The 21,639-nt window shown below is 69.3% G+C and carries 22 protein-coding genes and 5 pseudogenes; 16 read left to right on the forward strand and 11 right to left on the reverse strand.

Annotated elements, in window-relative coordinates:
• Positions 1-57 precede the first annotated feature (57 nt).
• Positions 58-1,425, forward strand: coding sequence for a protein kinase domain-containing protein (locus ACK1X7_RS09895; protein ID WP_413114970.1), 1,368 nt, complete (start codon positions 58-60; stop codon positions 1,423-1,425).
• A gap of 75 nt (positions 1,426-1,500) precedes the next feature.
• Positions 1,501-2,154: a class I SAM-dependent methyltransferase gene (locus ACK1X7_RS09900; RefSeq protein ID WP_385143156.1), complete on the forward strand. Its 654-nt coding sequence runs from the start codon at positions 1,501-1,503 to the stop codon at positions 2,152-2,154.
• Between the two features lie 19 nt (positions 2,155-2,173).
• On the opposite strand, the gene ACK1X7_RS09905 is transcribed toward ACK1X7_RS09900, so the two are convergent.
• Entirely contained in the window at positions 2,174-2,614 is a 441-nt protein-coding gene (locus ACK1X7_RS09905; RefSeq protein WP_390792480.1) for a MarR family winged helix-turn-helix transcriptional regulator, read from the reverse strand.
• 141 nt (positions 2,615-2,755) lie between these two features.
• On the opposite strand from ACK1X7_RS09905, the gene ACK1X7_RS09910 reads away from it, so the two are divergent.
• The 5 genes from ACK1X7_RS09910 (at position 2,756) to ACK1X7_RS09930 (ending at position 8,010) form a co-directional block, all read left to right on the forward strand.
• Positions 2,756-3,412 carry an NAD(P)-dependent oxidoreductase gene (locus ACK1X7_RS09910; RefSeq protein ID WP_385143151.1) on the forward strand — a complete coding sequence of 219 codons (657 nt, stop codon included), beginning with the start codon at positions 2,756-2,758 and terminating at the stop codon, positions 3,410-3,412.
• A 7-nt stretch (positions 3,413-3,419) separates the two neighbouring features.
• The gene (locus ACK1X7_RS09915) at positions 3,420-4,244 is read left to right on the forward strand and encodes an SDR family NAD(P)-dependent oxidoreductase (RefSeq protein WP_385143148.1); all 825 of its coding nucleotides are present in this window, start codon (positions 3,420-3,422) and stop codon (positions 4,242-4,244) included.
• A 138-nt stretch (positions 4,245-4,382) separates the two neighbouring features.
• On the forward strand, positions 4,383-4,610 hold the full coding sequence (locus ACK1X7_RS09920; protein ID WP_413114971.1) for an alpha/beta hydrolase fold domain-containing protein: 228 nt from the start codon (positions 4,383-4,385) through the stop codon (positions 4,608-4,610).
• 3 nt (positions 4,611-4,613) lie between these two features.
• On the forward strand, positions 4,614-5,618 hold the full coding sequence (locus ACK1X7_RS09925; protein ID WP_385143142.1) for a threonine ammonia-lyase: 1,005 nt from the start codon (positions 4,614-4,616) through the stop codon (positions 5,616-5,618).
• A gap of 862 nt (positions 5,619-6,480) precedes the next feature.
• On the forward strand, positions 6,481-8,010 hold the full coding sequence (locus ACK1X7_RS09930; protein WP_413114972.1) for a UDP-N-acetylmuramoyl-L-alanyl-D-glutamate--2,6-diaminopimelate ligase: 1,530 nt from the start codon (positions 6,481-6,483) through the stop codon (positions 8,008-8,010).
• On the opposite strand, the gene ACK1X7_RS09935 is transcribed toward ACK1X7_RS09930, so the two are convergent.
• Both ACK1X7_RS09935 and ACK1X7_RS09940 read right to left on the reverse strand, forming a co-directional pair.
• Positions 7,970-8,530: a DUF3291 domain-containing protein gene (locus ACK1X7_RS09935; protein ID WP_390792476.1), complete on the reverse strand. Its 561-nt coding sequence runs from the start codon at positions 8,528-8,530 to the stop codon at positions 7,970-7,972. The genes ACK1X7_RS09930 and ACK1X7_RS09935 overlap by 41 nt on opposite strands.
• Positions 8,531-8,595: 65 nt before the next feature.
• Positions 8,596-9,162, reverse strand: a complete 567-nt coding sequence (locus tag ACK1X7_RS09940) for a nitroreductase/quinone reductase family protein (protein WP_413114973.1) — start codon at positions 9,160-9,162, stop codon at positions 8,596-8,598.
• 92 nt (positions 9,163-9,254) lie between these two features.
• Between ACK1X7_RS09940 and ACK1X7_RS09945 the strand changes: the two genes are divergently transcribed.
• The 4 genes and pseudogenes from ACK1X7_RS09945 to ACK1X7_RS09960 form a co-directional block, all read left to right on the forward strand.
• The gene (locus ACK1X7_RS09945) at positions 9,255-9,893 is read left to right on the forward strand and encodes a TetR/AcrR family transcriptional regulator (protein WP_385143134.1); all 639 of its coding nucleotides are present in this window, start codon (positions 9,255-9,257) and stop codon (positions 9,891-9,893) included.
• Positions 9,894-10,119: 226 nt separating this feature from the next.
• Complete coding sequence (locus ACK1X7_RS09950; RefSeq protein ID WP_390792475.1) at positions 10,120-11,073, forward strand: ROK family protein; 954 nt, start codon at positions 10,120-10,122, stop codon at positions 11,071-11,073.
• Positions 11,074-11,145: 72 nt separating this feature from the next.
• Positions 11,146-11,298 (forward strand): annotated as a pseudogene (locus ACK1X7_RS09955) (GntR family transcriptional regulator); the annotation flags it as partial.
• Between the two features lie 110 nt (positions 11,299-11,408).
• Positions 11,409-11,498, forward strand: a pseudogene (locus ACK1X7_RS09960) (hypothetical protein); the annotation flags it as partial.
• Positions 11,499-11,544: 46 nt separating this feature from the next.
• Here the strand turns inward: ACK1X7_RS09960 and ACK1X7_RS09965 are convergent.
• Positions 11,545-11,676, reverse strand: coding sequence for an FG-GAP repeat protein (locus ACK1X7_RS09965; protein ID WP_413116862.1), 132 nt, complete (start codon positions 11,674-11,676; stop codon positions 11,545-11,547).
• Positions 11,677-12,076: 400 nt separating this feature from the next.
• Complete coding sequence (locus ACK1X7_RS09970; RefSeq protein ID WP_385143128.1) at positions 12,077-12,577, reverse strand: MarR family winged helix-turn-helix transcriptional regulator; 501 nt, start codon at positions 12,575-12,577, stop codon at positions 12,077-12,079.
• A gap of 139 nt (positions 12,578-12,716) precedes the next feature.
• On the opposite strand from ACK1X7_RS09970, the gene ACK1X7_RS09975 reads away from it, so the two are divergent.
• From ACK1X7_RS09975 to ACK1X7_RS09985, 3 genes are all read left to right on the forward strand, one after another.
• Positions 12,717-13,472 (forward strand): SDR family NAD(P)-dependent oxidoreductase, encoded by a 756-nt coding sequence (locus ACK1X7_RS09975; RefSeq protein ID WP_385143125.1) that lies wholly within the window; start codon positions 12,717-12,719, stop codon positions 13,470-13,472.
• A gap of 11 nt (positions 13,473-13,483) precedes the next feature.
• On the forward strand, positions 13,484-14,392 hold the full coding sequence (locus tag ACK1X7_RS09980; protein WP_413114974.1) for an NAD-dependent epimerase/dehydratase family protein: 909 nt from the start codon (positions 13,484-13,486) through the stop codon (positions 14,390-14,392).
• A gap of 68 nt (positions 14,393-14,460) precedes the next feature.
• Positions 14,461-15,681, forward strand: coding sequence for a metallophosphoesterase (locus ACK1X7_RS09985; RefSeq protein ID WP_385143120.1), 1,221 nt, complete (start codon positions 14,461-14,463; stop codon positions 15,679-15,681).
• 143 nt (positions 15,682-15,824) lie between these two features.
• Here ACK1X7_RS09985 and ACK1X7_RS09990 read toward each other — a convergent pair whose 3' ends face one another.
• Positions 15,825-16,268: a peptidase inhibitor family I36 protein gene (locus ACK1X7_RS09990; RefSeq protein WP_385143117.1), complete on the reverse strand. Its 444-nt coding sequence runs from the start codon at positions 16,266-16,268 to the stop codon at positions 15,825-15,827.
• 403 nt (positions 16,269-16,671) lie between these two features.
• Here ACK1X7_RS09990 and ACK1X7_RS09995 point away from each other — a divergent pair.
• Positions 16,672-16,797, forward strand: a pseudogene (locus tag ACK1X7_RS09995) (diadenosine tetraphosphate hydrolase); the annotation flags it as partial.
• A gap of 409 nt (positions 16,798-17,206) precedes the next feature.
• Here ACK1X7_RS09995 and aac(3) read toward each other — a convergent pair.
• A complete protein-coding gene (gene aac(3), locus ACK1X7_RS10000; protein ID WP_390795998.1) occupies positions 17,207-18,061 on the reverse strand; it encodes an aminoglycoside 3-N-acetyltransferase in 855 nt (284 codons plus the stop codon).
• 62 nt (positions 18,062-18,123) lie between these two features.
• Positions 18,124-18,750, reverse strand: coding sequence for an IS5 family transposase (locus ACK1X7_RS10005; RefSeq protein ID WP_413116863.1), 627 nt, complete (start codon positions 18,748-18,750; stop codon positions 18,124-18,126).
• Between the two features lie 84 nt (positions 18,751-18,834).
• Here ACK1X7_RS10005 and ACK1X7_RS10010 point away from each other — a divergent pair.
• Positions 18,835-18,939: pseudogene (locus tag ACK1X7_RS10010) on the forward strand (helix-turn-helix domain-containing protein); the annotation flags it as partial.
• Here the strand turns inward: ACK1X7_RS10010 and ACK1X7_RS10015 are convergent.
• The 3 genes and pseudogenes from ACK1X7_RS10015 to ACK1X7_RS10025 all read right to left on the reverse strand — a co-directional run.
• A pseudogene (locus tag ACK1X7_RS10015) lies at positions 18,939-19,087 on the reverse strand (integrase); the annotation flags it as partial. The pseudogenes ACK1X7_RS10010 and ACK1X7_RS10015 overlap by 1 nt on opposite strands.
• Positions 19,088-19,093: 6 nt before the next feature.
• Positions 19,094-19,897 carry an aminoglycoside 3'-phosphotransferase gene (locus ACK1X7_RS10020; RefSeq protein ID WP_413114975.1) on the reverse strand — a complete coding sequence of 268 codons (804 nt, stop codon included), beginning with the start codon at positions 19,895-19,897 and terminating at the stop codon, positions 19,094-19,096.
• Positions 19,898-21,011: 1,114 nt separating this feature from the next.
• On the reverse strand, positions 21,012-21,632 hold the full coding sequence (locus ACK1X7_RS10025) for a hypothetical protein (protein ID WP_413114976.1): 621 nt from the start codon (positions 21,630-21,632) through the stop codon (positions 21,012-21,014).
• Positions 21,633-21,639: the final 7 nt, after the last annotated feature.

Raw genomic sequence — 21,639 nt, forward strand, 5'->3', positions numbered from 1 at the left:
CGTCTCGCCCCCGAAGCCCTCCGAAGTCCTCCCTCACCCACAAGGAGACGATCCTCCGTGACGCCCTCGGCCACCATCACGCTCACCCTCGTCGAGGGCCGGGCCAAGCCCGGCGCGTACGTCTTCGAGGAGCGCACCACCTGCGTCCTCGGCCGCTCCACCGACTGTTCGCCGCAACTGCCCGACGACCCCGACCACAAGACCGTCTCCCGCCACCACTGCCTGCTCGATATCAACCCGCCGGACATCCGCATCCGCGACTTCGGCAGCCTCAACGGCACGTACGTCAACGGCGAGAAGATCGGCCAGCGGCGCCGCGGCCTCACTCCCGAGGAGGCCGTCGCGGATTCCTACCCCGAGCACGACCTCAAGGACGGCGACCGGATCCGCCTCGGTGACACCGTGTTCCGCGTCGACATCACACGGCCCCAGGTCGCCACGCTGAGGCTCGCGCGCTGCGCCAAGTGCGAGCGCGAGCTGGGCGACGAGGCGGGCGGCCGCCCCGGCGAGTTGTTGTGCGCCGCCTGTCAGGCCCGGCCCGACGCCGTGCTCAAGCTGCTGCTCGAGCTGGCGCACGGCGGCCGCGCCGACCTCAGGGCCATCCGCGGCTACTCGGTGATCCGGGAGCTCGGCCGTGGCGGCATGGGCGCGGTGTATCTGGCCCGGCACGAGGCCACCGGCGTCGAGGTGGCGCTGAAGGTGATGCTGCCGAAGGTGGCGGCGAGCGAGACGGCGCGCGCCCGGTTCCTGCGCGAGGTGGCGCTCACCCGGGCCATGAAGCATCCGCACGTCGTCGCGCTGCACGACGCGGGCTTCGGATCCGGAACCTTCTATCTGACCACCGAGTTCTGCACCGGCGGCAGCCTGGACCGGCTCGTCGCCGAACGCGGCGGGCGACTCCCGGTCGAGGAGGCGGTGCCCATCGCGGTGCAGGCGCTCAAGGGCCTGGAACACGCGCACGGACAGGGCGTCGTCCACCGCGACCTGAGCCCCTCCAACATCCTGCTGCACCGGGAGACCGACGGCTCGACGACGGCGAAGATCGCGGACTTCGGCATCGGAAAGGCATTTGACCAGGCGGGCCTGAGCGGGCTGACACGCACCGGCACCGCGGCGGGCAAACCGATGTTCATGCCGCGCCAACAGGTCATCGACTTCCGCAAGGCCACCCCCGCCATGGACGTCTGGGCACTGGCCGCCTGCCTCTACCACACGCTGACCGGAAGGACCCCGCGCGAGTTCCCGCGCGCCAAGGACCCCTGGCAGGTCGTCCTCCAGGAGCCGGCGATCCCGATCCGCCGCCGCGACCCGGCCATCCCACGACGCCTCGCGGAGGTCATCGACACGGCGCTGCGGGAGCGCCCCGAGATCGGCTGCGGGAGCGCGGCGGAGCTGCGCGGGGAGCTGGAGCGGGCGGGGCGGTGAGCTACGACTCCCCGCTTCGAGCGGCACAGGTTCGCGGGAGCGTGGCGCGGGCCGTATGGGTCTAGGGTCGCCCGCATGGCCGAGCCCTCGTTTCTGACCGATGTGCGCGAGTCGTACGACACGGTCGCCGCTGCTTACGTCGAACGCGTCCCGCCTCCAGCCGCGATGGACCCGCTGTCACGTGCGATGCTGGCGGGGTTTGCCGAGCTCGTGCGGACGGCTGGCCTGGGGCCGGTCGCGGACCTGGGATGCGGCCCCGGCCGTGTGACGGCGCACCTGGCCGGGCTGGGAGTGTCCGCCTTCGGTGTCGATCTGTCACCGAAGATGATCGGGCTGGCCCGGCACGCCTATCCGGACCTGCGGTTCACCGAGGGCTCGATGACGGCCCTGGAGATGCGGGACGACGAGCTCGGCGGCATCCTGGCCTGGTACTCCACCCACCACACGCCCCCGCAGTGGCTGCCGGCGGTGTTCGCCGAGTTTCACCGCACGCTCGCGCCCGGCGGCTACCTGCTCTGGGGAGACTATGTCGGCGATGAACGGCTACAGCCGACCCAGGGCTACGGCCGTCCGGTGTCCTACGAGTCGTACCTCCTGCCACTGGAGCGCATGGTCGGCCTGCTGGAGCGGGCCGGACTCGTCGTCACCGCAAGGCTGGAACAGGAGCCCGGCGGAATGGCGAACAGACCGCAAGCCTGCCTGCTGGCCCGCAAGCCCGAAGGGGCCTGACGGGGGCGATCGGACCAGCTCAGCCCCTCTCTGAAGAGCCCCCGGACAACGCCGACAGGAGAAGCCCGGTGAGGTCCTGGCACCGTTGCTTCCCGAGCACGCGTTCCAGGACGGCGTCCACCTCGGCGTAGGCATCGCGCCCCGCCCGCAGGAGTTCCTGGCCACTCGCCGTGACGTGGAGCTCCGCGGTGCGGCCTCGTCCGGGGTCGGTGCGGCGCTCGACGGCACCGCGCTCTTCCAGTTGCCGGACGGTGGCCTGGGCGCTCTGTGCGGTGATCCCTGCCCTGCGGCCCAGTTCGCTGTAGGACATGCCCGGCTCCCTCAACAGGTGGCCGAGGGCCGAGAGATGACGCAGCGTATAGCCGGTCGGCTTGAGTGCCCGTTCGACGTCCTCGCGTGCTCGCCGCCCCAGGGCGGCGAGCAGGAAGGCGGTGCTGGTGGGCGGGGGCTGGGCGGTCACGACTCCTCGTTCCTCCTCGGAAAGTTTCAGTTTGACTTTAACTGGAGTTCCAGGCAGTCTCCAGTTCGAGCGGACCCGGCGCGGGATTACGCCCCGAGTTTCAGGCAAGCTGAAACGTGGGACGGGTTCAGATGAAGTGAGATGACGGAGATGAAGCTCCTCGTGGTCGGCGCCAACGGCGGCCTGGGCAGGCAAGTGGTCACCCACGCCCTGGAGCGCGGACACCAGGTGACCGCACTCGTACGACAGGGTGCGGGGCAGGCCGAGACGCCGGGGCCGCGCATCGTGGAGGGTGCTGTGGGCGACGACCTGGCCGCCGTACGCCGCGCCGTCGACGGGCAGGACGCGATCGTCAGCGCACTGGGCAATCCGCTCTGGCTCAAGGCACGTACCGGCTCCGCGGTGATGGCCCGGGCCACCGCGAATCTGGTGGCCGCCATGCATCTGCATCGGGTACGGCGTATCGCCATGCCGCTGGCCTGGGGAAGCGGCGCCTCACGACAGCACACCGCGTGGCCGCTCAAGGCGCTGACCCGGCTGCTCATCCGCCGCGACTACCAGGACTTCGACACCGCGGAGGCGATCCTCGCCGCCTCGGGACTCGACTTCACCATCGCCTACTTCGGCTCGCTGACCGACCAGCCCGCCTCACCCGCCTGGTCCGCCCGCCCCGACATCAAAACCCCCTCGCCCCTGGCGATCAGCCGCGCCGACCTGGCCCAGTGCCTGCTGGACGCCGCCGAATCCCCCAGCCCCGCCGCCGACCGCCTCTCGGTCAGCGGCGCACCGAAAGGATGACGCTCCCATGAACCTCACGGGCAAGACCATCGTGCTGACGGGGGCGAGCTCGGGCCTGGGCGCCGAGGCGGCCCGCCTCCTCAGCGCCCGAGGCGCCGCACTGCACCTCGTAGGCCGCGACGAGAAACGCACCAGGGCCATCGGCGAGGAACTGCACGCGCCCACCTACACGGCCGACTTCACCAGCCTGTCCCAGACCCGCACTCTGGCCGCGCGGCTGGCCCTCGCCGTGCCGAACATCGACGTACTGGCACTCAACGCCGGAGGCGTCATGCCCCCGCGCCTCACCGACGACGGGATCGACGCCTCCTTCCAGGCCAACGCCCTGGCGCCGTGGCTGCTGATGACACAGTTGGCCGGGCAGCTCGGTACCGGCCGTGTCCTGCTGACCAACTCCCGGTCCCACAACAATGCCGTCCTTCCCCTGTACAACCTCGCCGCCACTCTCGCGGGAGAGCCGCGTGTGTCGGGCCACCGTACCTACGCCCGGGCCAAGCTCGCCGCCGGAGTGCTGCTACGCGAGTTCCACCGCCGCAACCCGGACGTGGACGCCGGCGACTTCCACCCCGGCATCATCGCCTCGGACTTCGGCCGGTACATGGGACGCACCGGCAGCCTCCTGAAGACCGCCGCCCGCCCGTTCATCGGCACCCCTCGCCAAGGCGCCGAACGGCTGATTGAACTGGCCACCCGCCAACAGCCCCTTGACGGCGCGTACTTCGTCCACACCCGCCACGCCAAGGGTTCCGCCCAGCTCCACAGCCAGGAGCTCGGCACGGCCCTGTGGGAAGCCGCCGACCGCGCGACTCGGCGCCCTACGAGCCCTGCGTGACCCGGACCCGCCCGAACTGGACGCTCGCCGCTGGCCGGTGCTCACAAGGCACCCAGTGCCCGTGCGCGATTGCCGACCTGGGCGCCTGCCGCCGGTACCGGCGCAAGGGGATCGTGGCCCCGTCGTCGGCCGTGGCATGTGTCGGTCGTCTACGGTGAGGTCGCCCGGGACACGCCGCAGGCGCACCTCGTCACGGCGGGATTCGATCCGCTGCGTGATGAAGGTCAGTCCTACGCCGACAAGCTTCGCTCCGGGGTGTCCCGGTCACAGCAGTCCACGAAGCGGACCTACCGCACGGCGTTCTGCCATTCGTCCATCTCGTCCCCCGGGCCCAGTTCGGCCGCGCCGGGTGCCGACTTAGGATGAGTCATGACCGTAACGCCTTTGTCTCCTGACGGCATCGACGAGGCCGCCCGTCTCATCGACCCCGTCTTCCTCCACACTCCCCAGTTCTCGGAGCCCTCGCTCTCCCGCGCGCTCGGCCGGGACACCGTGGTCAAGGTGGAGACACTCAACCCGCTCCGGTCCTTCAAGGGCCGCGGAGTGGACCTCTTTCTGCGGCAAGCGGCGGTCGCGCGGCATGTCGTCTGCGCCTCGGCCGGCAACTTCGGCCAGGCCATGGCGTATGTCGGACGGGCCCGCGGTATCCCGGTGACGGTGTTCGCCGCCCATGACGCCAACCCCAACAAGGTGGCGCGGATGCGGGAACTGGGCGCCGAAGTCCTGCTGTCGGGAGCCGACTTCGACGCCGCCAAGGACGCGGCCCGGGCGTACGCCGGCACCCGCCCGGAGTGCGTCTTCGTGGAGGACGGCGACGAACCGCTCATCGCGGAGGGCGCCGGCACCATCGCCGTGGAACTGGCCCCGCTCGGCCTCGACGCGATCGTCGTCCCGGTCGGCAACGGCGCACTCATCAGCGGCATCGGCTGCTGGACGAAGGCCCGCTCACCTCGTACCCGGATCATCGGGGTGTGCGCGACGGGAGCCCCCGCCATGGCGACGAGCTGGCGCACCGGCGCGCCCGAGACCACGGGACCGGTGCACACCATGGCGGACGGCATCGCCGTACGGGTGCCGGTGCCCGCGGCGGTGGCCTGGATGCGCGAGGTCGTCGACGAGGTTCTTCTCGTCGACGAGGAGGACATCCGGCGGGCACTGCGGTTGGTGCGGGACACCCTGGGCCTGATCCTGGAACCCTCGGGCGCGGTCGGCATCGCCGCCGCACTCCGTCACGACCTCGGTGCCGGTTCCCTGGCCACGGTCCTCACCGGCGGCAACTTCTCCCCCGGCCTCCTGCGAGAGCTGGCCCCGGACCCGGCACGCACGGACCACACGGCTTCGCCGACGGCCCACCAGCCCCCGACTCGCCCGTGACAACTGAACCTGGACGGAACCGTGTTCCGCGCCAGCCTCGTCGCGGACCCGGCCCCAACGGCACGGACCCTGTGTCGGTTCAGCCGTCACGGTGGCCGGGCCGCCAAGGGGAGGGCTGCATCAGTCTCCGTCCGTCGGCGGCGCGAGGCATCGGCTGAGTGTGCGGACGGCCTCGGCCAGGCGAGGGTCGGTCGCCCGGCGCGGTGGCGAGAGCGGCAGGCCGTCAGGGCCGACGACAAGTCCCGGCCGGCCGGTGAGGGCGAGGTCGGTCGCAGCGGCGACCGACGAGCGGGCGGCCTGCGCCGGTGTCCCGGACGTGGTCCCCAAATGGTCCCCACGACAGCGCCTCCATACGCCAGCTTCGCTTGCACTTCCGTCATGCACCGCTTGGTGGCATCCGACAGCGCTTTTACGCCGCTGCCTCGGGACGGGCGCCTACGCGTATCTCGGACCGTTGCGTTGGACGTACACTCACCACATGGGTTGCACGCGTGCTGTGAGGGTGAGGGAGTGCCGACAGGCGCCTCGCACGCTGTGCTCCACCGCCCTCTACGCCGAGGTGCCGCAGACCAGTTGCCGGGCCTTGCACGGCCACGGCTAGCGATTTCCCACGGCCCCTGTCCGGCCGGACCCCTGTCCGGCCGGGCCGCCTGACCGTGGATTTCTTTCGCCGCGGTCCGCTCCCCGTCTCCCCGTGATACTCCACCTGTCGGGCTGAGTGGTGGCCTCCGGCCCGATCCGGTAGTTGCCAGGCCCGTTTCTTTCCGCCCCCCGGCTTCGGCGCGCCGTCGGCCCCGCCGTCTGCCTGCGACGGCCGCACGGCCGCACGGCCGGACGAGCCGCGTCATCGATAAGGATTCCTGTGAAGCTGAGCGAGCTGCTGGCCGGGCACGACCACGAGATTCTTCAGGGCGACCCCGATACGGAGATCACTGCGGGAGCGTGCTTCGACGCCCGCCGGGTCTCGCCGGGGTCGCTGTTCATCGCGGTGCCCGGCCATGGTGAGGGCGGTCCCGAGTCGGTTGGGCCCGCCCTCGCGCGCGGAGCGGTGGCGGTATTCGTCGACGGGACAGCGCCGGATCTCCCGGCGCCGGTCCGGGCCGCGGCCGCGGGGGTGTGTGTCGTCCGGGTCCCGGATACGCGGACGGCGGCCGCGGTCGTCACCTCCCGCTACTACGGCGATCCGGGGCGGCGTATGGACATGGTGGCCATCACCGGCACCAACGGGAAGACGTCGGTGTCGTACATGGTCGAGTCCGTCCTGCGGATCGCCGAGGGTGCCAAGGTGGGCGTCATCGGAACGTCCGGCAACCGGATCGGCGACGAGCCGATCCCCATGCCGAGGTCGGTGTTGACCACACCGGAATCGCCGGACTTCCAGTACCTGCTGGGGTGCATGCGCGACCGCGGGGTCGGGAGCGTGGTTCTGGAAGCCACGTCGATGGGTTTGCTGACACACCGAGTGGACCACTCGTTCATCGATGTCGGGGTCTTCACCAACCTGACGCAGGACCACCTCGACGACCACGGAACGATGGAGAACTACCGGGACGCGAAGCTGCGCCTGTTCCAGGGCCTGTGCCGACACGCGGTTGTCAACGTCGACGATCCGGTGGGCGCCGGGATCCCGGTGATGATGCCCGGCGCGGTGACCACATACGCCCTCGACGCCGAGGCGGACTACCGGGCCACCGACCTCATCATGGATGCCTTCGGTACGCGGTTCACTCTCCACCACGACGGTCGCAAGTATCCGGCGGCGATCCCGGTTCCCGGCCGATTCTCGGTGGCGAACGCGCTGGCGGCCGTGGCCGCCTGCCACGTCCTGGGGCACGACCTGGAGGGACTGGTCACCGCACTCGACCGGATGCCTCCGATCCCGGGTCGGCTCGAACGATTCGAAACCCCGAGCGGCACGTCCGTGATCGTGGACTACGCCCACTCCCCGGACTCCTTGGACCAGGTCCTCACCACCATCCGGGCCTTCGCCTCCGGCCGGGTCATCACCGTCTTCGGCTGTGGCGGGGACCGTGACGTCACCAAGCGTGCCCGGATGGGGAAGATCGCCGGGACCCACTCCGACCTGTGCGTCCTCACCTCGGACAACCCTCGCAACGAGGATCCCGAGACGATCCTGGACCAGATCGCCCCAGGTCTCGCGGCGACCGGGACGGCGTTCGAGCGGTTGACCGATCGCCGTCGGGCGATTGCCTACGCCCTGTCCGCCGCCGACCGGAACGACATCGTCCTGATCGCCGGAAAGGGCAGCGAGCCGTACCAGATCGTCGGTGAGCGGCTGCTCCCGTTCAGCGACATGGCGACCGTGCGCGAACTCTGCGGGGGTCAATACATCATCCACGCAGGTCCGGAGCCTGATCACGGATGCCTTTGAGCCTGGTCGGTGTTCCGGCTGGATCGAACGAGTGGTGGAAGGTGAAGGCGTACGGTGCGTAGTCGTGATCGTGGAGGTGTTCCAGCCTGGTAACCCCGTCCTGCCAGGTGGGTATCGTGCCGTCGGTAACCCACCAGAACGCATAACCCGGGTGTCCCGTCCTCTCGAACCAGTCGTAACGCCTGTTGAGCGCCGCGCGGTGCAGACCGGTGTAGATGGAGTCGAAGGCGGATTGCAGGTCGGTCCAGAGGGAGAGGGTCGCTATCAGGGCGGTGGTTTCCACAGTGCGGCCTTTCTCGTACCAGGCCGGAACAGTAAACTCTCCCCATTCACCCCAGTTCCAGTCGAACAGTGTGCCCCGGCTGTTGTCCGCCGGTTCAGCCTGAGCGATATATCCGGGGTGCTGGCCGATCTCCCGGTAAACGGCCTCACCGCTTTCGTGGAACTCCCGCATAAGACGTGCGGGGTCGGTGAGGGGCGACTTCAGGACGCCGAACGTGTACAGAGCGAGATGGGGCATGTGCCTCTCCCTGGTTGAGGGGCCTGGTGTGGAAGTCCCTGATTCGTGCAGGTCCCGCCCGGTGCTCACCTTGCCGCTGACGCAGGTCGCCACGTCGAGGACGGCGCGTGCCTGGCCGCAGGAAAGCCGGGCTCCAGCACGACGACGGGGATCTTCCTGCCCGCGGCTGTCTCGAACTCGGCGAACTTCGGGACGAGCGCCACCTCTTTCGCCCAGATCCGCTCGCGCTCCTCTCCTTGCGCGAGCCGGGCTACGGCCGACACGGTTTCCGTGCCCACCTCGACGGTGACCCGAGGGTTCGCCATGAGATTGCGGTACCACACCGGATCACGCGGACTGCCGCCGTGGGTTCCAAAGACGGCCCAGCCGTTGTCGACCGGCTGGAAGAACAACGGGTTGATCCGCTCGCGCCCGCTCTTGGCCCCGATGTTGTGCACCAGGATGAGCGGCATGCCCCGCTCGTCGAAACCGGGCATCCAGGGCGGGACGGGGCGGCCGGCGGCGAACTCCTCTTCGCTGCTCCAGGACACGTACCCGGCATTCGCCCGGAACTCGGCGATGATCCGCTCGTTCCAGGTGTTGCCGTCAGGCACGGTGGCATCGTTCGCACTGGTCGTGGACAGGGCGGACATGGCATCCCTTTCGCTATGCGGAGCACTTGCTCCCCAAAAGCTAACACGAGGGCGGAGCACATGCTCCGCATAAGCGGGGGTAGGCTCGCCCCATGGCAGTGGCTGAACCGGAAGGCACCACCAGGCGCCGCGCGCCGCGCGTGGATGCGATCCGCAACCGGGAAGCGATCATCGAGGCCGCCTCCGAAGTCCTGGCCGCACAGGGCACCACGGTGGACGTGCGCGAGATCGCCAGCCGCAGCGGAGTGGGCATGGGCACCCTCTACCGGCACTTCCCCAAGAAGGAAGACCTCATCCAGACGGTCCTGCGCAGAGACTTCTCCAAATGGGCGGAATCCGCACGCCAAGCGGCCATCGACGCCCAAGACCCCTGGGTGGCCTTGACCGACTTCTACCAGCAAGCCCTGACCGGCTACGCACGCCACAGCGCGATCATGGAGAACTTCGCACTGACCTGGTCGGTCCCCGACCTGGAGGGCATCCATCAGCTTCGCCTCGTCATCGAGGAACTGTGCGCCCGCGCCACCGGCGTGCTGCGCCCCGGCGTGACCACCGACGACCTACTGCTCCTGCTGGTCTCCCTGGGACACGCCGTGCAGGTCACCGACGAGTGCCGCCCGCATATGTGGCAAAGGCTGCTGCACATCTCCCTCGCCGGTCTGCGTGCCGACCACCGCGAACCACTTCCCGCCGAGGCGGCCATGGCCGGACCGCAACCGCGCCGCGGCTGACTCGCCTGCCCCTCCTCGCCCACGGGGCCGTGGTCGCCCCGCATGGACAACTCGCTTTGTCCACGGCTCTCGTGGTCATGGGTGGTCATGGACGGGACGGCGCCGCCTCTGCTCTTTACTGCATGTTATAGCGGTGCAACAATCAACTTTGAGCATTCCTCCTTTCAGGGTGGCTTGCGTGGAGTCTCGCGCCACCTTCAGATGAGTCGCCCCCGGGAGTCCCTTCATGCCCTACGGCACGTCCTCGACCGTGAAGCACGTCATCGCCCTCGATATCGGAAGAGCCGGCACGCGAGCCGCCCTGATCGCACGGGACGGCACCGTGCTCGATCACATGCGGCGCGCCTCCGGACACGAGCGGGGAGCCCAGGCGGTGGCCGAGGGTGTCCTGGACTTCATCGCCGAACTGCGTGGCTGTGGACTGCGGAAGTACGGGGAGGCGGCACGCGGCGTCGGCGTCGCGGTTCCCGGGGCTGTCGACGAGGGCCGCGGCCTGGCCCTGTTCTCCGCCAACCTGGGCTGGCGCGATGTTCCGATGCGCTCCTTGCTGAGCCGACCCCTGCGGAACCTGCCGGTCGCTCTCGGCCACGACGTCCGTTCCGCCGGACTGGCAGAGGCGCGGCTGGGTGCGGCCCAGGACAAGGACCGGTTCCTGTTCCTCTCCCTCGGTGACGGCATCGCGGGTGCAGTGGTCACCGACGGCCGGATCGAATCCGGGGCGCACGGTTTCGGCGGCGAGTTCGGCCACCTCCGAGTCCGCCCGGGCGGGAGGCGTTGTGCCTGTGGGGCGGTCGGTTGCCTGGAGACGGTCGCCTCCGTCCCCGCTATCGCCGAGGCATGGGCGCGCGCGAGCGGCGACCCGACCGCCACCGCGGTCCACGCCGCGCGCGCCGCGGCCTACGGAGCTCCCCGAGCCAGGCGGATCTGGACACAAGCGGTCGCCGCGATCGCCGATGCCGTCGTGGCGGGGGTCGGCCTGCTGGATCCTCGGACGGTCGTCGTCGGGGGCGAACTGGCCGCGGTGGGCGACCTCCTCTTTGTCCCGCTGCGGGCCGCGATCGCCGAGCGACTGACCTTCCAGGCACCACCCGAAGTGGTCCCGGCCGCGTTGCAGGACACCGCCAGTTGCCAGGGCGTGGCCCTGCTCGCCTGGGACCTGCTCGCGGAAGCACAGCGATGACGCCCCGCTGGCGTCGTCGATGATGTCTTGGAACCGCTGGCCCGTAGACCAGCGGCCGTGGGGAGAGCACGGATGGTGGACACCCGCCCGCAGACGGCTCGCGAACTGAAGTTCCGGCGCCTGGCCGCCGAACTGCGCCGGAGAGTCCTCGACGGCACCTGGCCTCAGGGCAGCAAGATGCCCACTGAGCAGGCTCTGGCGGCGGAGACCGGTCTCTCCGTGACCACGGTCCGGCGTACACGGACGTCGCCCTCACCTTCGGCACCACGGGCGACGCCGACCCGCTCGTGGTGCCGCACGGTTCGGCGAGCGGGCTGCGCACCGACGCGCCCGACGTGTTACTCGGCACGGGCGGTACAGCGCTCGCCGCGGGTGACCTCAACGGTGACAGCTACACCGACCTCGCCGTCGACCGACCCGACGCGGGTGCCGACGGTGAGATCGCCACCCTTCCCGGCTCGGCCAACGGGCTCACCGACACCGGGACACCGGGACACCGGGCACCCCGGCGAGGACGTCCGCGTAACCGTCGTCGTTCACGTCGGCCGCGGCGAGTGAGGCCCCGAAGTCGTAGCCCACGGCTCCGAGTCCGACGGCCGGCACCGACGTGAAAGCCTCCGGCACACCCGCCGCGCGAGCAGGGGCGGTGAGTGATCGCTTCGTGAGAGATCCGCATGGAGGCGTGGTCGGGGAAGCGGCGCCGCGGCCGGCCCGCGATCTGCTCTGGCGACCAGCACAGGGCCGGCTTGGCCGCCACCAGCGCGCGCGGAGCGGGCCGTTGGACGAGCTTCGCCAGTTGCCGGGCGGACTCCCCAGCCGCGATACGGCGGATATCTCCTCACGCTCGTCGCCGGTCAGGTGGCGCTGTGCCCGTTACCGCGGGGCCGGACGGACGCCACCGCTCTGGTACAGAAACCGGCGGACGCGGTGCATCTGCGCCCCGAGCGCCCGCCCCACAAAACCATCGTTTGCCGACAGATGTCGCGAGTGAGGGGCCGCCTGGTCAGCAGTCGGATTCGTCGGGCGCGAGGGATTCGCGCTGTGCGGTCTGCGCGACGCGGGCGAGCAGGGTGCGCAGTTGGCGGGCGTCGTGGTCGTGCAGGTCGGTGAGCAGGCGCGCCTCGGCGGCCGCGAGGTTCCGGCGTACCTCGTCGAGGCGGGTGCGTCCGGTGTCGGTGAGGAGGACCTGGCGTGCGCGGCGGTCGCGGGGGTCGGGTCTGCGGGTGACCAGCTCGTGCGCTTCGAGGTCGTCGAGCAGGTAGGTCATCACGGTCCGGTCCAGGCTGACGGCTTTGGCGAGGGCGAGCTGGGAGGGCGGCTCGCCGCCGGCGAGAGCGACCAGGACGAGGTAGGCGCGCGCCCCTCCGGGCAGGGTGGCGACGGATTCGGTGGCCACCTTGCGGAATGCCGAGGAGACCATGCGGATCGCCCAGCCCAGATCGGTGTCCAGCGTCAGGTCCGCGGTCTCGCCGCTGTGCTTCTTCTCCGACATGGATGCGCTCACCCGCGAAGCCTACCACAATGCGATTCCCCACAGATGTTCTTGCGGACAGAACATCTGCAATGCATAGTGGATTGGGTAATCGGAAGGCGCTCGCGTGACCGACGCGGCACGCCCCGGTCCACTCCCGCGAAGGACGACGATGACCAGCACCAGCACCGCTCTGCGGGGCCGCACCGCGCTCGTGACCGGAGCCACCTCGGGCATAGGCAAGGCCATTGCCCTGAATCTGGCCCGCCAGGGCGCCGAGGTCGTGCTGCACGGCCGGGACCAGGCCCGGGGCGCGGCCCTGGTGAAGGAGATCGCGGCCGAGGGCGGCGCCGCCCGCTTCGTCACCGCCGATCTCACCGACGCCGAGGACACGCTGCGGCTGGCCGCCGAGGCAGGAGCCGTCGACATCCTGGTGAGCAACGCGGGCCTGTACGAGTTCGCCCCGACCGCCGCGACGGGCGCGGCGAGTTTCGACCGGCACATCGCCGTCAACACCCGCGCCCCCTTCCTTCTGGTCGGCGCACTGGCGCCCGGCATGACCAAGCGCGGAGGGGGTTCGATCGTGCTCGTCGGGTCCAGCGCGGCCCGCCAGCCGGCCCCGGTCGGTGCCGCCTACGGCGCCTCCAAGGCCGGTGCGGAGATCCTCACCCGCTACTGGGCCACCGAATACGGGCCCTGCGGTATCCGCGTCAACACCGTCTCGCCGGGCCCGGTACACACCGAGGGCACCCAGGCGATGTTCGGCGAGCACATCGCGGTCCTGGACACGACCAACGCCCGCGGCCGCGCCGGCGACCCCGCCGAGATCGCCGAGATCGTCTCGTTCCTCGCCGGCCCGGCCAGCTCCTACGTCAACGGTGCCGTCCTGTTCGCCGACGGCGGCGAGCGCAGCGCCCTTCCCGCCTGAAGGACCCTGTCATGAACATCTTCGTCATCGGCGCCACCGGATTCGTCGGCGGCAGCCTCGCACGTCACTTGGCCGCCGAAGGGCACACGGTCACCGGCCTGGCCCGCACCGACGCGGCCGCCGACGCCCTCGAATCCCAGGGCGTCACCCCCGTCGCCGCCGATCTGGACACGCGTCGCGCCACCGCCGTCGAGGCGTCCCTGCGCGCCGACGCGGTCATCTACGCCGCCCAGGCCGATCCGGAGCAGGAGACCGCAACCGTGCAGGACCTGACGCGGGCGCTGGCCGGGACGGGCAAGTCGCTGATCTTCCTGTCCGGCAGCGGTGTGCTGATGCAGCGCACCGCGGGCGCCTGGAGCCCGGACGTCTTCGCCGAAGACGACTCCTTCATCCCCGAACCCCTGGCCGGCTTCCGCAAGGCCGCCGAGGACACCGTCCTGGCCGCCGCCGACGACGGCGTGCGCGCGATGGTCATCCGCCCCGGTCAGATCTGGGGCCCCGGCGACCACGGCCATATGTCGATGATCTACCAGTCGGTCGCCGCGACCGGGGCAGCCATCTACATCGGGCAGGGGCTGAACACCTACAGCCACGTCCACATCGACGACGTGGCCCGCCTGTTCAGCCTCGCCCTGGACAAGGGACGCCCGGCAAGGCTCTACCACGCGGCGGCCGGGGAGACCCCCAACCGCTGGATCGCGGAGAAGGTCGCCGAGGACCTCGGCGTCAAGGCCCGCAGCGTCACCGTCGAAGAGGCCGAACAGGCGTGGGGCCCCTTCGGCACCCTCATCATGGCCGCCTCCAGCCGCATCCGCTCTGTCAACGCCCGCCGGCAACTGGGCTGGCAGCCCGAGCAGCCCGACATGCTCGCCATGATCGGCGACCAGCGCCTGCGCAAGCTCGCCCTCCCCAGCGCATGACCGCGGCTGCCGGCCCAAGGCGACCGGATACAGTGCGCGAGACGGCAGTCTGGTCAGGGAGGGGAAGCGTGACCGACACCAGCAACACCCGGCCCGCCGAGGGTGAAGCGCAAGCGCCGCGGCAGAGCCCACTGCGCCGCCTGATGCAGTACATCCCCCTGATCGCCCCCGTCCTGCTGTGGGCCGTGCCCTGCTGGGTGCTCCTGCACACCGGCCAGCACTGGCCGCTGCCCGTCACGCTGGTCGGCACCGCCCTGTTCGCCCTCGGTCTCATCGGTATGCCGCTCCTGCTGGTGCGCGGCCACGGCCGCCGCCAGCAGGATCGGGCGGCGATCATCGGCGCCACCCTGCTGGGCACCATCTGGATCCTGTTCACCTGGTCCGTTCTGACCGGCGTCCTGTTGCGGCTCGCCCTGACCGTGGCCGGCGTCGGCGAGAGCCAGGACCGGGCCCGAATCGTCACCTGGGCCGCCCTCGGCATAACCGCCGTACTGCTCGCCTGGGGGTACGCCGAGGCCCGCCGCGTGCCACGCGTGCGCCGACTCGACGTGCAACTCCCACGGCTGGGCGCCGGGTTGGACGGCATCCGCGTCGTCCTCATCACCGACACCCACTACGGCCCACTCGATCGCGCTCGCTGGTCGGCACGGGTATGCGAGACGGTGAACACTCTGGACGCCGACCTGGTCTGCCACACCGGCGACATCGCGGACGGCACGGCCGAACGCCGCCGCGCCCAGGCCGCCCCACTCGGTACCGTGCGAGCCACCCGGGCCCGGGTATACGTCACCGGCAACCACGAGTACTACAGCGAGGCCCAGGGCTGGGTCGACCTGATGGACGAGCTGGGCTGGGAGCCACTGCGCAACCGCCATCTGCTGCTCGAGCGCGGAGGCGACACCCTCGTGGTCGCCGGCGTGGATGACGTCACCGCCGAGTCCTCCGGCCTGGCAGGCCACCGCGCCCACCTCGCCGGAGCCTTGACCGGAGCCGACCCCGACCTACCCGTCCTGCTCCTGGCACACCAGCCCAAGTTCATCGACCGGGCAGCGGCCGCCGGCATCGACCTCCAACTCTCCGGCCACACCCACGGCGGCCAGATCTGGCCCTTCCACCACCTCGTCCGCATCGACCAGCCCGCCCTCGCCGGCCTCAGCCACCACGGCCCCCGCACCCTCCTCTACACCAGCCGCGGCACCGGCTTCTGGGGCCCGCCGTTCCGCGTCTTCGCCCCCAGCGAGATCACCCTCCTCGTACTCCGCTCCCCGCACCCGCCCACCTCGCCGTAGACAGGGCGGGCCAACACATCCGCTTGGAGAGCCCCTCGTCTTCGATGTGCTGCCGCAGGATGCGAGTCAGGGCGGGTGCCCGGGCACCGTGCACGTGTCCCTTGCGCCCCTCCGACCCGCCTCCTGACGCGGTACGCCCGGACTCAGATTTCGCAGCCGGAACCGGTGGTGGTGTGCGACAGAACCCGTTGCGCGGCGGCGAACGACTTCTTGGCGCCCGGGGCGCCTCCATTCACGCAACCGCGAGAGCCGCCGTAGTTCTTGCGAGGGTAATAAGAGACAGATCCAAGGGCGGGCATGACACGAATTGACCTGACTGTGGGGTCCGAAGAAGCCCAGGAGCACTTCAGGTCGCCGCTCGTCCAGTCGGGGTCGTTCTGCCGCGCCGGCCAGACACAGCGTTTCCCCTGACCGAACTTGCTTGTATAGAAGCAGATCGACTGTGAGGGACAGTCCCAAGCCGCTGCGGCCCCGACTTCCGTGCTGTCGATGTGGCTGCTCCAGTTGGCGGAGGCCGCAGAGGCGGTGACGAACAGTACGGCTGCGGCGCCGACGGAGCCAAGGCTTGCGTAGGTGCGCTTCTTCATCGATATCCCCCGACCGAGAGGCACTCACTATGGCTTCTGGGTCCGATCATGCGATGCACCCCCATCCGATATAAGCAAATTTCCAATTAATGGCTAAAACTGGCTTAGGTTTTGGCGGTATACGGGGGGATGCTGGTGAGTTCGCCCATTCAACTGTCACCAGTCGCGAACCGCGACAACATGAACACCGCCACCAACCTCGCACTCCCTGGATCTTCCCGGGCCGCCGGGCAGGCATCGCTTCCGCGGCCTGACCGGCGGTGAAGGGGACGGCCTCCGCGAAGCGCGGTACCGCGGTATACGCCCCGGCCCCGGGCACCTGTCGCTCGGCAGCCGGAACCGAAAGTGATGGGATCAGGACGCGGCCGGTGCCGCTTGAGGCTTCGATGTATAGGTTCTGGCCATGACCGGTGACTGGCGGATGGATCGGATCGGGGCTGCTCTGCGAGGGGAGAACCCAACTGCGCTGCGGCGGCTTGAGGCGGGATTCGCGGTGATCGGCGACGTTCAGTTCTTGCCGGGCTATACGCCGAGCGCCAGATACCGATGGTGGCCCGGCACTGCCCGTCCTGGGTGGCGCTCGCCGAATCCGGTCCGACGGCGAGCACCACGAGGAACCGCCGACGTTTGCACGAGCCGTCGAGACAGATCGCCGGACACCCGTACTGGTGCGGCCCCTTGGCCACACCGGCCGCGCGCATGGAGCTCAAGAAGCTCGCCCGGCGTGAGGTCGGGTGATGACGGTCGCCGCCCGAACGGAGACATCAGTCCGTGCTTTACGGGCCCCGGATAGTTCGCCGACGGCAAAGACACAGGGACTCGACGTCCCCGAACAGCCAGGGCCGGCTCGTCGGACGCGTCAACGGGAAGGTCGCGCCTCTAGGTCTTGTCTCGTCGATCATGGACAGAGCCGAGTGAACAGTCTGTCGTTGGCCGGGTTACCGGGATTTGCCCAGTTTCTCTTCGATCCAGGTGATGCCGAAGTTCACGACTTCGCCAGCTTCGAACAAGTAGCTTTCGGCGGCGCCGATCATGCCCATGCTGCCGATTCCGGCGGCGAGCATGTCATGGGCGATCGCCTCGAAGGGGTCCTGTCTCTCAGGCACTACAGAGGAGTAGTCAAAGGCTCCGTCTTCCGAGTCGATGTCGTGGAAACGCCGCCAGACCCGCTCCCCATCAACGAGGATCGGCTGCTCATAGTCTACGAATCGCTTGCCGGGGGCTTCGGCGAGCGCCTCGGCGTGATGCAGGAGCGTGAGAGAGTCCAGCGGGGCGCCCAGGAGAAGAACCCGGCCGCCCATCGTGACCAGCCGGGCCAGCGGGCTGTCGGGGCCGTGCGGGTCGTCCCAGGGATGGTCGGCCATCAGCATGGTTGCCGCCGCACCGAGTGCGGCGAAGCTGGCGTCGGGGTGTCGGCTGCGTACAGCACTTGGCCAGCGGCGCAGTGCTTCTGGGAGCCGTCCATTGTTGTGGTCTGCCTCGCTGAGTTCGCAATCGTATGCGGGGTGCTCTGCGCGCAGGGCGTCCTGCCAGGCTTGCGGCCAGTCGGTGAAGTCATAGGGCGGGGCGTCGTTCCAACCGCAGGTCACCATCAGGGTTCCCTGCTCTCCCACGACATCGCGGAGGGCACTGATGACCGTCTGAGGGCCGCCTGCCACGTACCCGAGGGCGGACATCCGCGTGTGGAACATCACGATGTCGCCGTCGGTGAGGCCGAGCGCGGTCAGGTCATGGATGAGCCGACTGCGGGTGACTGGGCCATCGGAGCGCTCGAGCAGGGCCTGTTCGTCCATGAACGCGACGGTATCCGTCGCCCATGGGCTGACGACAACTGATTAACGTCCCACCGCGAGGGTCATGACCGGAGCCAGATGAGGAGGGCAGCGGCTGTCACGGTGCCGAGGTAGACGTATCCGCGCTTGTCATAACGGGTGGCCACGGCTCTGAACTGTTTTAGCTTTCCGATGGCCCGTTCCACCGTGTTGCGATCTTTGTACCGCACCTTGTCGAATCCCGGAGGCCGTCCGCCGTGTGAACCCCGGCGCGGGCGGGCGGCCTTGTGGTTCTTCTTCTCCGGGATCACATGCCGGATCCCACGCTTGCGGAGAGAGCTGCGGATCTTGCGGTTGCTGTACGCCTTGTCCGCTCCGACGCTGTCCGGCGTGCGGCGCGGGCGACCAGATCTCCTGCGAGGGACGCGGATCTTGTCCATGACCGGCTCGAACTGTGTGCAGTCCGCCCGCTGGCCCGGCGTGATGAGCAGGGACAACGGGCGGCAGCGACCCTCCGCGGCGATATGGATTTTGGTGGTAAGCCCGCCACGGGCCCGGCCAAGGGCCTCGCTTGCCGCACCGCCTCCTCCAGCAGGTCGCACAGGCTCGCCGCCGTCCGGCGCTGAACCGATCTTTGTGGGGCCCCTTTTGAGGAGGCGGACGGTGCGGGCGGCGCCGCCTTGGGCGCGCCGGTGGCACGTTCTCGACATCTGCGGACCGCCGAACTCCGAGAGAACTTCTGTCACCGTGACACTTTCTCGGCACCAACTGCTGGTCCTTCAGCGTGAGGTCGGCATCGTGAACTGCTCAGGCGGCGCCATGCCGCGACCTGCGTACCCAGACGACGCGGACGCCCACGCACCATCCGCTCGATCCGTTCCCTGGTCCTGCGCCTGGCGTCACGGATGAGGAACCGGAAGCACCCAGCTCTGTCTTCGAGGTCCATGAGCAAGTTGCGGGCAAGTTGGGTGACCCAAGCGCCCGTAGGGTGGGCAGTGACGCGTGTATGAAGTCACAAGCCAGAAGCGTGTGGGCCTGAGCACGGAGGGATGCTCAGTCCGACAGTTCCCACAGCAGCCGGTAGTACATGATCCGTTCCAGGTCCGGCTCGACTCCGTAGGCTTCGAGCAGTGGCTCTTCCCATCCCGGACCGTAGTTCCACTGTGTACTCCATGTGGCAACAGCGAGGTCGGCCCAGCGGTCCGCGACACCGAGCGTGCCGAGGTCGACGTGTCCCGTGCACGTGCCGTCGTCACCGACCAGGGTGTTGGGAGCGCAGGCGTCGCCATGGCAGACGACGAGCCGGTCGACGGGCGGGATGTCAGTGAGCACGCCGAGCGCGCGCTCGACCGTGCCGAAGTGTTGAAGGTCTGGAGGCCAGTCCGCCAGACTGGTCAGGCCCGCCGCCGCTCGTGACCGCGCACTCTCCAGGCGATTTTCGGCCGACCAGTCGAACGGGCAGTTCGCGACGGGCAGTGCGTCATGGAGCACCCGCAGCCCGGAGCCGATCGCGCGTACTGCGGTACCGGGGTCGCGCTTCCAGCGATCGTCCACCGCCGCACGTCCGGGCAAGCCATGGGTGATGATCCAGGACCCCATTTCGTCAGCGCCCTCACCGAGTACCCGCGGCACCACGGTGAACCTCGCCGCCCACCGCAGGCGTGCCACCTCGGCCGCAAGGTCGATACCGCTGCCGACCGGCGTCCACTTCACAAACCGCCGCGTATCCCCCAAACCGACTTGGAAGGTCAACCCGCCGAGTTCGTTCTCCCATACGGCCCGTACCGGCTGCCCCGCCGCGAGCTCGGCAACGATACGTGGAGGCTCGACAGGTCCTTGGGGCGACGTGGCGATCACCCGCTCAATCTGACCAGAGCGGCCGCCGGCCGGCCAACCATTTTTCGACACTTCGGTCAGCAGACCCTCCGACCAACCGCATTAGAGGCCCAGCCAATCCACAGAACACAGGTCACCCCGCCCGCCTGCGGAAATGGGATGTGTGCCGCATAGGTCTCACGTCGGCGGTTCCTCCGGCGGACAGGCCAGAGGCGTGCTCAGCATCGGATGCCGGCCGCCGCCCATACCGCTTTGACCTGGTCGTACGCGTTTTGGACAGCGAGGTCGGTAGCCGACCACCGGCCAGTTGCGGGTGTATGTCTCGTCGCCCGCTGACCGCGTCGTCGTCGTCCTCGACGGTGGCGGGCATGCCGAAGTCGTCATAGGTGGTGGTCTGGGTGCGGACCCTGTCCACCGGGCTGATGCCGCTGGTGATCCTGGTGCGATCGTGGGTGGCCTTGGTCCGAACGTAGTACCCCTCGGTGTCCGCGTAGGACGTGTGTGGGTGGCGGTGCGCTTGGACCACGGGTCGCTGATGCTGCCCGACACCTCGGCGTCGCCGTTGAGGTGGTGATGTCCGACAGGCGCTTGCGCGTGAAGAAGGCAGGGCCGACGTTGCCGGCGTCGTCGCCGAAGACCGGCACGGTCCAGACCGACTCCGTGCGGTCGTCCGCGGCCGCGCCGTCCAGCTTGCCGCGGCTCCACAACCAGATCACTGTGAGCAAGGCATCGCGGCCAAGGCTACGAGTTACGCCAGCGCTCCAGGCACCTGTCCGGCGCATGCGACCACAACCCCCGAAAACACAGAAAAGGAAACGGCCGCCGAATGAACCGTCCGTGATCAATGCGTGGACGTGAGTGATGACGATGGCCTGTAGCGGAACCCGGGGATGCTCCGCAACCGGCCGCGAAACCGCTTCCTCGTCGATCCCGCCACGCCAACGCTCAGGCTGGAAGCCTCAGGGCCGTCACCTCAATGTGCACGGTACAGGTCGGACCAGCCTTGACGGCCCCGCTGCTCGGGCAACCCGGTGCGCTGAGCGCCACTGCGGGATCTGCCGGAGTTTCACCACACGTGTGCGACGCCGGGAGGCACCGCGCATCACGCGGCGCCTCCCGGCGGATCCCGATCGGATCAGGCGCTGACCAGGAGCCAGCCCCCGAGGCCACTGCACATGCTCGCGTTAAAGACATCGGTGCGGAAGCCGGCCGGCGCGGCCACGCCAGGGCAGATGTACTGGCCGGCGCGGGCCTGTTGCTGGAACCACGAGCCGATATTGCCACAAGCATTGCTTATGTGGCCGGTGAGCACGTAACCGGAGGGGATCGGCGAGCCCGCACAGACCCACTGGCCATCGCGGGCCGTCTCCAGGAACCAGGTGTCGATGTTGCTGTTGCAGCCATTGGCCGTGTGGAGAGTGACCACATAGCCGGCGGGGATCGGCGAGGTGGCACACACCCAGATCCCGTTATGCACGGGCTGGATGTACCAGGCACCCGCACCATTGCACCCGTTCGCAGCACGGAGGGTGACCACATAACCATCCGGTATGGGCGTGCCGGGGCAGACCCATCCGGTGGACGCCTGAGCGGCGGCAGCGCCCCGCGCCGTCTGGGGCGCCGCACTGGCCGTACCGACGGCCGTGCCGGTGAGGACGGCCGCCAGCAGCGCGACCACGCCCACCCCGGCGGCGAGCCGTCTCCGGACCGCCACCACCAGAAGATGTCTCAACAGTTGACCAACCTTGATCTTCACTTCACAC

Source organism: Streptomyces sp. CY-1, from assembly GCF_047218265.1.
In the GTDB taxonomy this organism is placed as follows: Bacteria; Actinomycetota; Actinomycetes; order Streptomycetales; family Streptomycetaceae; genus Streptomyces; species Streptomyces niphimycinicus.